Origin of the sequence: Dyadobacter sp. 3J3 (assembly GCF_009801115.1) — a bacterium.
Lineage (GTDB): Bacteria > Bacteroidota > Bacteroidia > Cytophagales > Spirosomataceae > Dyadobacter.
In genome coordinates this window covers 644291-657577 of sequence record NZ_VTOL01000002.1, presented here as the reverse complement: position 1 = coordinate 657577, position 13287 = coordinate 644291, and the positions used below count along the sequence as shown (strand labels likewise).

The window sequence follows — 13287 nt, the reverse complement described above, 5'->3', positions numbered from 1 at the left end:
TAGATAAGCGTTATTGTTGAATGATCGTTCCAGATGTAGAGAATAATAGTGTAATAATTCAAAATTCCTTCAAATAATTAAATATTTTAATAGTAAGATTAAAAATATTTATATTATTCAGGTCTATTGATCTGCGAGTTGCTTTTTATCAACACTTATATTTCTTTCTTTTTTTATGAAATCGGATAGAAAAATTTTATCCCAAAAAACAGAGCTTACACCATAACCCTTGTGTGCGTCCGCGTAATGATGCATCATGTGATGATCCTTTAATTTTTTCCAGTACTTGTTTTTAAAGTTGGCATGGTGAAGTGCGTAGTGCATCATATCGTAGCAAAGATAACCTGTGATAAATGCAGAAAAAAATACGGCTAACTCCGCAGTATCAAGGAACAAAGAAAACAAAAAATAAAAACCTGTCGAAAGGGGAATGCTAACCGATGGCGGCAGTACAAGGCGCTGCGCGTCACTTGGATAATCATGATGGACACCGTGAAAAATGAAATGAACCCGTTCCATCCATTTTACACCGGGTATGGGTTCAAGATGGAAAATGAAGCGGTGCATGACATATTCGGTAAGTGACCAGATAAATAACCCTAACAAATAATAGATCAAAAATGGAATCAAATGAATTTTTTCGATCCATATAGCTTTATAAGTAAAGTAAATAATGACAGGAATGAAAATAAAGAGCGGTACAGAAAAATGCACCTTGGACAACAATTCCAGAAAATTGCTTTTAAACATCCTGACAGATTTTTTCGAATTGGAAATATAGTTTTTGGTCATGTCAATTAAGAGGTTAATGAATTCTAATGAATTTTTGATAACGGATCATTAATCCGGAAGTATCTTTTTGCTATCCTGAGATTAAATAAAATTATGTTTCAGGTCTCTTGAAATACTCTTACTTCCTGTAAATCAATATTGGTATCCGGGTTGCAAAAGTTTGACCAATTGAATTTCGGCATTGAATTTTATTTCATCGCCTATCGCCAGAATACCTAATTCTGAAATCGAGTGGCAATTCAGATCAAATTCTTTTCTGCTTATTTTTCCATGCACCGAGAAACTTACTTTTGCAATCCCATCCGGTTCAACAATTTTGCCGCTAAATTCTATGCGAAGTATAATGGGCTTGGTTACGTTTTTAATCGTCAGCGTCCCTGAAAGTTTATCGTCATCCTGATTGCTTTCATATTTTTTGCCAATAAATTTTAGCTGTCCGAACCGGGCTGCATCAAAAAATATACTGGATTTCAGATAGGCGTCCCTTTCCTGATCCGCGGTGTCCAGAGAGTTGATATCTGCTGTAAAAACGATCCCATAAAATTTGGTGAAATCGTCACCTTCGGTGGCAACTTCCAGATTTATTTTTCTGAAGTATCCGGTAATATCATCTGAAAGCAGATGAGAAGCATTGAAGAGAACTTCGCTGGTTTCCGGATCAGCAATCCATTTTGTTGTGGCCATGACAGAAATAATTGATGGATATATAGAATAAATCACCTATACAAATATCAGATTTGGAATCGCTGTAATAAATGGCTAATCAAAGGTTAAGGATGTATATATACTCGCATTCGTTCTATTTGATAAGGAATTTGGATTAGATTTCAGTGTCTTGTATTGATAACAATTCTAGCTTTTGCACCTGTATTAAATTTAAACAGGCCAAAGTTTCCGCAAAGACATATGTTTCGATTTACCAACTGGTAACATTGATGACATTGAGAAATAAATCTACAATCAACCGATTTTAACATAGGTGAAATTTTATGATCCTGAATCTCCGGACTTTTGCATCATCAGAAAACAATTAGCAGAATTAAAGGATAAAATCATGAAAAACGAGACGATTGAAATAGGAGATAAGGTACCTGCATTTATCCTTAAAGACCAGGATGGGAATACGTTTTCAAGTGCAGATTATGTGGGTAAGAAAAAGATGGTTATTTATTTTTATCCAAAAAATGAAAGTGGAGTTTGTACAAAAGAAGCATGCGCATTTCGGGATAGTTATGCCGATTATCAGGATGCAGGTGCTATGGTGATCGGTATAAATTCTGGCTCAGTGGAAAGTCATAAGGCATTTCAGCAGCATCACAGATTGCCATTTAACTTGTTAAGTGATCCGGGTAATATTGTATTAAAATCATTTGGTATTAAAAATGTACTATTCCTGACCGGCCGTGAAACCTTTGTTGTTGATTTGAATGGGGCAATCGCTTTTAAATTCCGTGGGTTTTTAAACGGACATGCGCATTCTCAGAAAGTGTTAGAATTTTTTGATTTAAGTGATGTCAAATAAGCTGACAATTAACGCAAAAAAATATTAGAAATAGATAAAAGTAGATAATATTCTACAAAGAAATATTACTATTACTACCTATTTTAAATAATTGCCTGTGTACTTTTGCGTCGTTCTAATATACACTATTGTATTTAAGCACTATTCCTTTATTCTTTCTTCTGAAAAAGGAATACAAAACGTTGAGTGTAATGCATAACACCTACCTTGAACTCAAAGTAGGTGTTTTTTTTAAGATTTTTTATCAATGATGGTATAAAAACAGGCTGAAAATAGTGTTACAATACCGGATTATTCAGTTAACTAGCGACTTTTATAAATTTACTTATCAAGATGGCGAATTTTCAGGTTTTTAAAAGCAGCACAAAAAACCAGTTCTATTATCTTCTAAAAGCAACCGGAAATTCCCAGCTGATTCTTTCCTGTGAGGGTTTTACTTCAAAACAAAAGTGTCTGGATGCTATAAAGTATATTCGTGAAAAAGCTGCGGAGGATGATTTTTATGAGAGGACAAGCAGTTATCTTAACTACATTTTCGTAGTAAAAGACGCCAACGGAATGGTGATTGGCAAGGGTGAACATTACACCATCGAAAGCGCAAGGGAAAATAGTATCGAAATGATTAAAAGCGGATCTGCAAATGCAGTTTTACAGGATTTCTGCTGATTTAAAGTCTGGGAAATGGGATATGAACTTTCCAAGAAGTTGAAGGCCGGAGTAAACGTTGCGTCATCGTATTTAGATTAAGTGACACAATCCGAATGAAACAACACTCAACGGCAAACATTTCCAAAATCCATTTTCTGATGTTTTTGCTGTGAGCCCTTAACGCATCGAACAAATAACCGGCTCTATATATTTAAGGTTTGCTGGTCTTTCAACGAGAGAACTTCTTCCATTTTTCCTCGCTGAGCGAGAGCCATTGTAAGGGGATGGAAGCCATAATCCATAATTTATGGTGTGTCTCACTCTTTTCAGTTGCTCAGTTGTAAATGAGTTATTCTGAGTATAATAGTAATCCATAAAATTGGTGGAAGTATACTCTATACCGGCGCAGGAAGTCCGTTTGTAACGTTGATTACGGTCAATAGTAGTAGCATAACTGTCTCGATTGTAATACGGAGTATCAAAGCAATAATCCGGATCAATTGAGGTACACGAATTAAAACTGGTATTATTTCCGTCGAAAACGTGGTACAAACCAAGTACATGACCTGCTTCATGAGCCAGAATTTCCTCGGTCCGACCTCCCTCATAATTTATTGACACATGATTTCCATTCAGGAAAATTCCATAAGGAAAGAAAGGTTTAGTACCGGCCGGGAAAGTTGAAAATCCTTCCATCGGGACCGTAACACCTGGATAATATGCCCAGGAAGAATTTGCAAGATCTCCGGTAATATTTGAATAAACCCAAATATTTAGATAATGTGCCGGATCCCAAAAAGAATTGAATGCATCGTTAAAAGCATCGTTTGACGAAAAACTTGTTTTGGAACTGGAAGTACGGTGTAATCCCGGAGCACTTAATTTGTTACCATCAAGCCCGATTTCCGCAGGATAAAATTCCACAAAAAGATCCTCTGCGTTTGGATCTTTTGCTGCCTGATTATAATTAAATTGATTGCGGTATGCCCTGGTCATATCATCCGTCAGCTTACGTATTCTGTCGGCTGTGAGTACGCTGGTATTAATCTCATGGAAAATTACCGGGAGGCGTACTACGGAATATGTTGTTTTTGGTATAGCGTTGATTGTTAATTCATTACTTGCAAGGCCTAATCCTTTAACCTGAAATTTATAAGTGCCCGGAACTGTGGCAGAAAATGTTTCCTGAGTCTGTTCTTTACCGTTTACAAAAAGATTGTAAGGGAATTTGATATCAACAACCTGGTTTCCTTTGAGTACATCAACCTTGAAGTGCAACGTATCGGTACCATTTGCCTGAAATACTTCCTGAGGGTTTACAATACTCAGGGAAAGTATCAGTGATGCTGGATCCCAAACCCTTATAAAAATGGTGTCACTTACTTGATTTGCCAGTTTTCCGACAATGGCAAAACGTCCTTCCTTGTCAGGTGAAAATGTTCCTCCCAAAATTTTAACATTATTGCTATAAAAACTTATCACTTCCTGTGGAGCATCTATTGAGTTGCCCTGCTGGTCATAAGCCGTCACATTTAAAGGAATTGGGGCGTTGTCGATTCCCATGAAAAAATCCATTCTTGCTGGTTTTTTTATGGTCAGTTTATTTAGTTTATCAAAACGATAAAAGTCATCCGTTGCCAGGGGCTCCACCTTTTCACAGCCGGATAAAAAACATAGATATAGCAAAAGACTAAAAAGCCGGATAAAAAACTGTAATTGAAATTTCATGACAGACTAAATTGAAAAGGAGAGGATTACAGAACGGTTTTTGATGCCTGACGAAGAAGAAACAGAAGATAAGCCCGCTTCATAACGAAGTTCAAAAACCGGCCTTTTCCAAAAGTAAACGCCGGCAGAAACCGAGTAGCCAAAATCATTCTTCACATTCAGGTTTTCGGCCGTAACCGGATCATTCTCCCATGAACCCTGTCCTGTTTTAGACTTGGATTTTATTCCAATACGTCGTGCATAATAACCTCCAAAAGCTATGTATGGATTGATTTTCCTATATCCCGGCTTGATAATAAGCGGTAATGCGGTGAGTTGTAAATATTGTAACCGGTTTGTGCTTTGAATTGAAATCTGGTCATTTGTAAAGGTTTCCTTTGCTCCTTTATTCAGATAGGACAATTCTACCCTGGCATTGTAATGGGTTTTGGTAAAAAGATCCATCGCAACGCCTGCATGCCAGGCTGGCAGTGACTTTTTACCAGGAGCTGGGATTAATAAGTCATTTTTATGGCTGAAAGAACTTGCCAAACCACCGAACCTGAAGCCCAAATAGTTTACAGAATGCTTTTTCTTCGAAATTGAAATGCTATCCTGCCGGGTAATCTGAGCGCAGATAAACAGTGGGGTAACAAGAAAAAAGACGGTAAAAAGTATTTTCATTGATGAAGTTAATTGATCAATATTGGTCTTGCTGAATTGTAATTTCAAAAGTAACTATTTTATACTTATTACAAACGATTTAGTGATGAAGTAAAAACAGATCGTTTAAAACATACTTCCAGAGATGAATATCTGTGTTTTAAACAATCTGCGATTGTCAAATTAAAACTTATAGGTAAAGGTTACAGTGGTATTTCTTGGCGCGCCGGGAAATAACCGCAGGTAAGTTTGGGCACCCAGCCAATAATCTGTATTGAAAATATTGCCAGCATTCAACGCGATCTGAATATTGCTTTTTCCAGGATTGTAAAATAGGGCCGCATCAAAAATTGTGAAAGCAGGAATCATAAAATCACGGGTAAACCAGGGCACTTTATTTCCCTGATACTGGACGCCAAAACCAATTCCAAGATCTTTCAAAGGTGAAGATCCACTGAAATTATAGCGCGTCCACAGGTTTGCACTTTGTTTTGGTGTATTTTGTTTCCTCGCACCAATCAAACTTTCGTTATTGTCATTGGTTATTATTGCATCAATGTACGTGTAGGAGGCATTGATCTGCCAGTCGGGCGTGATGTATCCTGCGATATCCCATTCAATTCCCCGGCTCCGCTCGGCACCCCGGGTTACCAGCATATCCGGATTTGCCGGATCGTTTGCATTCATCAGAATATTTTTTTGTTTGATTTCATAAATGGCCATATTAAGTCTGATCCGGTTTTGAAACAGATCTGCCTTCATTCCCAGCTCTTTCAAATTGCTGATCAGCGGATGGAACTGACTTCCCGGCGGCAAAGAACCTGTTTGCGGCATCAGCGTTACGGTGTTGGATTGCGGCTGAAAACCTTCCAGATATGTACCATACACATTCACAGCTTTACTGACCGCATAGGTGAGGCCGATACGTGGTAATAACGCTGTCTTTTTTACGGTAAATGTGTTGGGTGCTTTATAGTTGGTGATGTCCTGAAACCATTCATTTCGCAAACTTAGTAGCATCGTAAATTTATTCCATTGCAGCTGTTCCTGAATGTAAATCGCGTTATTGGTTGTCAAAGCGGATGGTAAAGCGGTACGGACATTCAGGTTATAATCTTCTATATTTCGAATAGTATAGACTGGATTTTGGAGATCAAAATGGCTTACATTGGGTTTGGGAAGAGTTTTACCATTGATGGTAATAGTCTGGTAATTGGCAGCATTGGCCAGAACAAAGGAACTGGCAACAGTACCATCTTTTAATAGAAAACCACGGGCCGCATTTTGTCCGCCACCTTTCATTTTTTGCCAGCTGTTCAGGTCATATCCCAGCAATAATTTGTGATGGATCGCACCTGAGTTGAAATTAAAATTGAAATAAGAATTAAGATTGTCAATATTCCAATACTGTTGACGCTGAACGAATTGCATTGCTGCCAGACTTGTTACGGGTTGATTGTTAATATCCGGTGCAAAGGCATTTGTTGTTCTGTGTTCCTGCAAATTTTCCGTCCAGGATTGCTTCATGTAAGAGGCATTGAAGCTGATGTTCGAGGTGAATTTATGCGTGATATTCCCCATAATGATCAGTTCCTTCGACTTGAAAAAATCATTTGGCGCACCCAGGTTCAAGCTCTTTGGTGTACTGTTAAGATCCGTTTTTCCTGCAACGGCACCAAAAATAGGTTGTCCCCGATCCAGATTTCCATTGGCGTTGCTGAATATAAACTCTGCGTTAATAGCTGTTTTGGTATTTGGGATGTAACTGATCGATGGCGATAATAAAAACGATTTGTTACCAACCAGATCTCTGAAAGAACGTGCTTCCTGATAAGCACCGTTCAAGCGGTAAAGTAGTGTTTTGGATTCATTTAACGGACCTGTGAAATCCATTGTTCCTCGAAAAGTACTAAAACTACCCGCGCTCATCGTCAATTCTTTTCTATTAATTGCCAACGGTTTTTTGGTAACCAGATTGATACTTCCCCCGGGATCGACCGAAGAAAATGTTGCACTCGCAGGGCCTTTAATTACCTCAACTCTTTCAATATTAGAAGTCAGGGGTTGAAGGAAATAATATTGCCTCGTGCGCATTCCATTGATTATTTGTCCTTCTTCATTCTGACTTATCCCGCGAATTGTGTATTGATTGTAAAAACTTGAAGGGATAACACCACTGGCAATTTTTACAGCGTCGGCCAGATAAAACGCCTGCCTGTCGGCCATCAGTTCTTTGGTGATGGTAGAGATTGATTGCGGGATATCTTTGTTCAAGGCAGATATTTTGGTCGCGGAAAATGAATATTCGCTGTTGTAATCTTTTGCAGCGCGGCCAAGTACTTCAACGGTTTGCAACTCACTAACTTCCGGAACAATTTCGATGGTAAGAAAATGGTTTGTGTTGTGAATTTTGAGTTTTTTATATCCTAAAAATGAAATTTCGATAGGTCCTTTTCCCGTAATTGTGAAATTTCCATCCGCGTCAGTGCTGGTACCGGTCTGAGAATCTAAAAGTTTTACTGACGCTCCTTCAATTTTCTTTCCCGTATTGGCGTCGGAAAGCGTACCGGAAATACTTTGCGCCTTTAAAGAAAATCCGGATAATATTAACAACAGAATAAAAGTATGCTTCATAAATAATAGTTAATGTGAACTGTGAGGTGTATTTCAAACGGTTTTTAAGTACAAAGCTTCGAGTTCATTTGCTGAAATATCACCGGCATTAATCACCGATTGAAGATTTCCTTCCTTCATAATTCCGATGCGGGTTGCGACTTCTTTTGCCCTGAAAATATCATGAGTGGCCATCAAAATCGCTGTTCCCTGTGCAGCAAGTTTTTTAAGGATTTCGGAAAACTCGTTAGAAGCCTTCGGATCGAGTCCGCTTGTTGGTTCGTCGAGCAATAATACTTTTGCCTTTTTTGCAATTGCGATCGCTATACCCACTTTTTGTCTCATGCCTTTGGAATACCCCGAAAGTCGTTGTTCAAAAGCCTGGGATTGCAATCCCGCTCTTGACAATAAATCCGCCAATTCTTTTTTTGAGTAATCAAATCCGGCCAGAGAAGAAAAATATTGAAGATTTTCAATTCCTGTCAGATTTGGATAAATCATAACGGTTTCAGGAATATAAGCCAGGTATTTTTTTATTTCCTGAGGATATTCCGCTACGGACACACCATTGATTGTGGCAGAACCTTCGGTTGGTTCAAGAAATCCTAGAAAAAGATTGATTGTGGTCGTTTTGCCGGCTCCATTCTGGCCAAGTAAAGCGAAAATTTCTCCTTCCTGAATAGTCAGGTTTAGCTTATTAAGGGCAGTGTAACTGCCATATTTTTTTGTCAGATTTTTAGCTTCAAGCATTTTGCGTGTCTTTGATTTGAATAAAATTTCTTTGGAACATTAAATAAGAAATGACGAGTCCCAGGGCCGACCAAAGTATTATTGCCAAAATTCCGTTCGTGATGGAATCTGCGAAATAGGACTCTGGTTTGTAGGCCGGATAGCTATCCCAGCGAATATCTTCGGTTGGCGTTTCCACAAAAATGAAAGGATAGAAATATTCCCTGATTTGTTTGTGATGCGTTTTAACGGATTTTAGATGGCGAATATGACTGGTCAGATCAGTATTGGCGATTTTATTTAAAAGTTGCTGAGCAGCGATCACAGGGTTGAAACCAGCAATATTTTCAGATAATTCCTGCCTTTGATCCAGTTTTTGAAATAGCTTTTCCGACGAATTTGCAGATTCCAGATCACCCGAAAATTGCATGGCGTAATACCAGCCCGGGGAATATTTATCTTCCGGAACCGGATACTTACGGTACTGAGGATACGCAGCGTAAAATTTCTCCATGGTCGGTTTTTTAGGCTGGTCCCATTTTTCATGATATCCTTCCCTTTGTTTAATGGCCGTCTCAGCCGCTTCGGGTACTGGAATACTATTGTTTACGAAAACGTTGGCAATACCCGGGAAAAGGATACATAGAAAAATCCAGATGGAAACGAGCACAGTAGCATTAAACGACGAACTTTTGCCAGCAGAAATTACAATAACTGATAATACAAACCAGAAAAAAAGGTATAGCGTAGTAACCAGCCAAATCCGGAAAGTAGGGAAGGAGAGCGGTAATTTCAGATACAAAACCGAGGCCAGAAACAGGACAATGGATATAATGAAAATAATGGCCAGACGGACAAACAATTTGTTTAATATTGCTTCACTGATACTTTCTGAGCTTGTGAGGACCATTTTCCAGACACCATTTTCTTGTTCTTCGGAAATAACATTGTACATAAATGCAATGATCAGCAGGGGGAACAGAAAGATGAAAACGAACGACGCATCCAGGTTTCCTACCAGCAGCGTGAGCGGATTTGTAAGTTCAGAATCATATAACTGACCTTCTATCGCCAGCATTTTTACTTTGAGTGTAAAGGGATTGATATCTCTCTGTCCGATCGAAAATTTTGCCCAGGGTGATGCCGGATTCGCCGTATAAAAAAATGGATAATAAGCCGTTGTGCCAACCATTTTTCCTTTGCCGTGTGCGACGATTTGTTGTAAATGATTTTTCTGAACAAGCGGAACCGAACCTATCGTTTTTTGCTGACGGTCAATAACCTGGCTTCCGTGGTAAAATCCATATATCCCGAAAAGAATCAGACAAATGGCTCCGATCAGTACCGTTTTGCCCAGCAGAAAATTCCTGGTTTCCAGAAACAACACCTTTTGATTGATTTTCATAATTGATATTTTCGTTTGGAAGAAATAAAATTTAAAACCATAAATCCTGCTAAAACCCAGATTAGCAATGCAGCCAAATTTATCATTCCATTCCTTAGATTGTCCGTCAGAGACAAAGACTGAAAGCTGAATTCTTTTTGCTGCTGCCAGTTTTTGGCGCTTACTTTCTGATTGCCGTCGTTTTTATATTTGATCTGTGTCAAATGGATTTCATTCAGGTTTTTTGTTTTTTCAAACCTGTATTTTTCTGTTTGTTTTTGAAATTCGGTGAAGGTATCAAAGTCAGTACCGGAGAGGCTCATCGAAATATTTCGAATAGCCAGATAAGGGTCAGTAAAACTCAGATACGAAGAAACTGAGTTTTGGGATTTATAAATTCCGATCAGTTTGTCATAGTGATTATTGAAAATTCGGGAGCTTATATTTTCTCCTTCCTGCATCACCAATGCGCCATAATTTACCGGAAGAGCCTGGATAGAATCCACACCGTATTTTTTTAAAGTGGAGGATTTTAATTGTGAAAAATGCGGATCATCCGGATTATGACTGTCACCTTCCTTGCTGACATCCATCTCAATTGCATGTTCGAAAGCGATTTTATCGGGAGCTTCGAAAATGCTGTTTCCGAGTGTCTGAGCACTTTTTGGTACGACAATGAAGAGAAGAATCCAGAGCAAAACAAGTACCATCAGGGAAGTTTTGGCTGATCTACTCATCGCGGAAACTGCAACAACAAGTATAGTAACGATCAGGAAATACAAACCATAAAGAAGAACGATGAGTCCAACCCGTATAAAACTTTCACTGTTTACTGTATCTGAAAGTAAAGCAGTTCCGACAAGCAGACCTATCAGCTGCAAGGGCAAAAATAATACCCAGGTGACCGCGGTGAGTCCAATGGTTTTTCCTAAAAGAATTTCCAGATAAGAAGCTTTTTGGCATAGAAGAATTTTAAGAACACCGTTTTGTTTTAAACCGGAAACAGTATGGAAACCGATGAAAATAATAAACAGCGGAACCAGGACCTGCAAAACCATCGCCATACTGAGCTCTCCAAATCGAAGCATTCCGTTGGAGAAACCAGCTTCGCTCATGTTAACTGTATTTTGCCGGTGTGCTTCCAGAAAAACCGAATTTCCAACATAACTATCAAGGCCAAAATCAAAAAAGCTCAACGGTGATTTTTCACGGAAAACGAGGTAACCATAATGTGCAACCCGATGGGGGTGGCGTTCGGGTTGCTTCATCCAATGTTCATGAACTTCCTCCCGCGCAGCGGCCTGCTGCTGATTAAATTTGCCAACATATTGCCAGCCCGTAAACGCGGCCAGCAAACTGACTATCAAAAGAACGGTATAAAGCGCCAGTGGAATTTTGCTTCTAAAAATGGAATTCCATTCCTGTTTGGCAATAATTCTGATAAATTTTAACTCCATAATGTATTTAGTAAAAAACCTATTTATGCAACAATGTTGCGAATTAACAAATACTTCATGTATTTGCATCTATGTTGCATAAAATATTTTACTAAATCTTATAAATTCATTGAAAATAAAAAGGGTATTCTATGGTTTTTAACCACGCAATAGCCTTTCATATAGTTGTTATTTCAGTCAGTATTTTGACTAGCTTTTCAGGATCACCGGTTTGCTTCCTGCTTAATCTGGTTCACATTTCTTCCGTCCGTTCAACACCGTAAACAGCAATTTTATTTTTTTTGATACGTAATCGAATCCTTATTCATAAAGTTGAAACGGAATTGTCCCGGAGATACAACCGTCACTTTTATACCAAAAGGCTGAACTTTCTGTGCCAACGCTTCGGAAAGCCCGATTATAGCAAATTTAGCGGCGTTAGAACATGCTGTATTGGCAAAGCCGGGATAGCCGGCAGTGGAAGAATATTGATGATATGGCTAAATAGCCGTTTCAAAAAGTGAGATTTGCAATTTTTGTTTGATTATCTGTGCAAAGATCAGACCCTCAATGCACCACGAAAACCTCTGGCAGCATAATATGAATCAGCTCCGTTATGATATACGAAAACTCTTCCGAAGCGGCGATCTCCAAATATCGCACCGCCGAGTTTCCTGATATCAGAAGGCGTTTTTAACCAGCTCGACGTTTTTGTATCGAAATTTCCAAGTTGCTGTAATTCCTGATATTGCGCTTCTGTTAACAGTTCAATACCCATTTTAGCAGCTAAATCCACAGCAGTATTTTCCGGTTTATTTGCTTTTCTGGACTCCCAGGCAGCTCGGTCGTAACACAAACTTCTACGGTCTTTGGGGCTTTCCGCTGCACAATCATAAAAAATATATTCACCCGATTTTTCGTCAAAACCGACAACATCCGGCTCTCCACCCGTAACTTCCATTGCATCCAGCGACCAAATTTTTTCAGGATTTGTTTTCAGCTTTTCCTGTATCTTAGACCATTCCAGCTCTTTATGGCGGCTCATGTTTTTGTCGAAGCGGGTTTTTAGGATTTGGAGGAGTTCCTCACTTTGCTCTTTGGATATTTCTTTTTGATGATCCATGTTGTTTATGCTTTTAATATTTCTTTTTTTCGCTGCACATACTTGTGTTCCTAAAACGACAATTGTGGATTCAATAATCGTCCAAACCTTTCCCATCCAAAATCTTCTCGATACTTTTTTCTACCCGTGCTTCCCGGGTTTTCGATTGTTTGGGTTGGGAGAAATGAAGGAGATAAGCTCTTTGTCGTCCGGGGGTTAGTTTTTCAAAAGCTGTTTTCAAAGCCGGAGTATTATCCAGTTTCGTTTGAAATTCTTCTGCGATACTGAATTCTGCCGGCTTTTTTAACGCTACTTTTAATCCGGCTTTTTCTACTTCAATGGCTTCATAAATATGGGCTTTCAGTATGGATTCCTGTTCGGTAATTTCTTTAATACCAGTGAACCGGATCTGGCGCGCCGCCTGAACATTTTCTGTCTGCTGGATAAGAATTTTATGAGTATTTTTTAACAATGATCCCTTAAAAAATAAAAGCGCGCAATATTCTTTGAAGACGTGGATTAACACGATGTTGCTTTGCTGAAACGTATAACATGGACAACCCCATTTCAACTCTTCTGTCAATCCGCAGTCAAGAACAATCGCCCGTAATTGCATGATTTCCTCCTGCCATTGCCTGGCTTTATTGAAATAAAAATCAACTTTTGGATTCATATCTTTTATTAATAAAAT

12 protein-coding genes and 1 pseudogene are annotated in these 13287 nt (G+C 38.7%); 2 read left to right on the top strand and 11 right to left on the bottom strand.

Going from position 1 to position 13287, the window contains the following annotated elements; all coding sequences use genetic code 11:
- Window positions 1-123: 123 nt before the first annotated feature.
- Complete coding sequence (locus FZF08_RS06680; RefSeq protein ID WP_159467845.1) at window positions 124-792, bottom strand: sterol desaturase family protein; 669 nt, start codon at window positions 790-792, stop codon at window positions 124-126.
- Window positions 793-924: 132 nt separating this feature from the next.
- On the bottom strand, window positions 925-1476 hold the full coding sequence (locus FZF08_RS06675; protein WP_159467844.1) for a YceI family protein: 552 nt from the start codon (window positions 1474-1476) through the stop codon (window positions 925-927).
- A gap of 370 nt (window positions 1477-1846) precedes the next feature.
- Here FZF08_RS06675 and FZF08_RS06670 point away from each other — a divergent pair, with 370 nt between their 5' ends.
- Together FZF08_RS06670 and FZF08_RS06665 are read left to right on the top strand one after the other, a co-directional pair.
- Complete coding sequence (locus tag FZF08_RS06670) at window positions 1847-2314, top strand: peroxiredoxin (protein ID WP_159467843.1); 468 nt, start codon at window positions 1847-1849, stop codon at window positions 2312-2314.
- A 333-nt stretch (window positions 2315-2647) separates the two neighbouring features.
- Window positions 2648-2980 (top strand): YegP family protein, encoded by a 333-nt coding sequence (locus FZF08_RS06665; protein ID WP_159467842.1) that lies wholly within the window; start codon window positions 2648-2650, stop codon window positions 2978-2980.
- A 159-nt stretch (window positions 2981-3139) separates the two neighbouring features.
- Here FZF08_RS06665 and FZF08_RS06660 read toward each other — a convergent pair whose 3' ends face one another.
- The 9 genes and pseudogenes from FZF08_RS06660 to FZF08_RS06620 form a co-directional block, all read right to left on the bottom strand.
- Window positions 3140-4690, bottom strand: coding sequence for a M43 family zinc metalloprotease (locus FZF08_RS06660; RefSeq protein ID WP_159467841.1), 1551 nt, complete (start codon window positions 4688-4690; stop codon window positions 3140-3142).
- A 6-nt stretch (window positions 4691-4696) separates the two neighbouring features.
- Window positions 4697-5353: an outer membrane beta-barrel protein gene (locus FZF08_RS06655; RefSeq protein WP_159467840.1), complete on the bottom strand. Its 657-nt coding sequence runs from the start codon at window positions 5351-5353 to the stop codon at window positions 4697-4699.
- A 162-nt stretch (window positions 5354-5515) separates the two neighbouring features.
- Window positions 5516-7966 carry a TonB-dependent receptor gene (locus FZF08_RS06650; RefSeq protein ID WP_159467839.1) on the bottom strand — a complete coding sequence of 817 codons (2451 nt, stop codon included), beginning with the start codon at window positions 7964-7966 and terminating at the stop codon, window positions 5516-5518.
- 33 nt (window positions 7967-7999) lie between these two features.
- Window positions 8000-8695, bottom strand: a complete 696-nt coding sequence (locus tag FZF08_RS06645; RefSeq protein WP_159467838.1) for an ABC transporter ATP-binding protein — start codon at window positions 8693-8695, stop codon at window positions 8000-8002.
- Window positions 8688-10079 carry a DUF3526 domain-containing protein gene (locus FZF08_RS06640; RefSeq protein WP_159467837.1) on the bottom strand — a complete coding sequence of 464 codons (1392 nt, stop codon included), beginning with the start codon at window positions 10077-10079 and terminating at the stop codon, window positions 8688-8690. The genes FZF08_RS06645 and FZF08_RS06640 overlap by 8 nt, the downstream gene beginning before the upstream one ends.
- Complete coding sequence (locus tag FZF08_RS06635) at window positions 10076-11515, bottom strand: DUF3526 domain-containing protein (RefSeq protein ID WP_159467836.1); 1440 nt, start codon at window positions 11513-11515, stop codon at window positions 10076-10078. Before FZF08_RS06635 ends, FZF08_RS06640 begins: the two co-directional genes overlap by 4 nt.
- Window positions 11516-11787: 272 nt before the next feature.
- Window positions 11788-11967: pseudogene (locus FZF08_RS06630) on the bottom strand (SDR family NAD(P)-dependent oxidoreductase); the annotation flags it as partial.
- Window positions 11968-12053: 86 nt separating this feature from the next.
- Entirely contained in the window at window positions 12054-12617 is a 564-nt protein-coding gene (locus FZF08_RS06625; protein WP_159467835.1) for a DUF4256 domain-containing protein, read from the bottom strand.
- Window positions 12618-12687: 70 nt separating this feature from the next.
- Window positions 12688-13269 carry a YdeI family protein gene (locus FZF08_RS06620; RefSeq protein WP_159467834.1) on the bottom strand — a complete coding sequence of 194 codons (582 nt, stop codon included), beginning with the start codon at window positions 13267-13269 and terminating at the stop codon, window positions 12688-12690.
- Window positions 13270-13287 lie beyond the last annotated feature (18 nt).